Here is a 520-nt window from a genome sequence, read left to right as displayed (position 1 = left end):
AACTATTGAAGATATTAACTACTTAAATAAACGTACACAAATACGTTATTTATGATATATAAATTGTACTATGGAGGTGATAAAAAGTAAAGATTATTATAAAAATTTTTAACAATTATTAAAAAAAATATGCTTAGTCTTTTTTTGAAAAATCATATGTAATTAAGTGTAAAATTTGGCATTTAATTTTTGCTTGATAGATAGATCAAACTAGATTTTGCTCTTTAGAGCTGATGCTTATATCTTTAATTTCAGTATTAGCAGGTGCTATTATTTTGGTTTTCAAATTAAAGAAATTTACAGCACTTTGCTTGAATATATCCATTGCTGTTTTCATTATAGAATCTTCTATTTTACTGTAATCCATGTGAGTCCTCCTAACGTGTAAGTTATACTTTTATTATAGCATAATTCACCCCAGGGGTAAAAAATTCAGTTATCAGAAATGCTGGTTTTATTAATTTTGATGTTATATCTAATGTATATATATGATAGAATATATACAAAGAAGGTCTTAAGG

1 protein-coding gene is annotated in these 520 nt (G+C 24.6%); it reads right to left on the bottom strand.

Annotated elements, in window-relative coordinates; all coding sequences use genetic code 11:
• Positions 1 to 205 precede the first annotated feature (205 nt).
• Positions 206 to 367: a hypothetical protein gene (locus tag CLTEP_RS15135; RefSeq protein WP_169798791.1), complete on the bottom strand. Its 162-nt coding sequence runs from the start codon at positions 365 to 367 to the stop codon at positions 206 to 208.
• Between the last annotated feature and the right edge of the window lie 153 nt (positions 368 to 520).

It is taken from the genome of Clostridium tepidiprofundi DSM 19306 (assembly GCF_001594005.1).
Taxonomy (GTDB): domain Bacteria; phylum Bacillota; class Clostridia; order Clostridiales; family Clostridiaceae; genus Clostridium_AC; species Clostridium_AC tepidiprofundi.
Note: the sequence above shows the minus strand (reverse complement) of the source record. Positions and strands in the feature narration are given on the sequence as shown.

Coding starts and splice junctions, on each gene's coding strand:
- CLTEP_RS15135 (WP_169798791.1), bottom strand. CDS start 367: ATGGATTACAGTAAAATAGAAGATTCTATAATGAAAACAGCAATGGAT.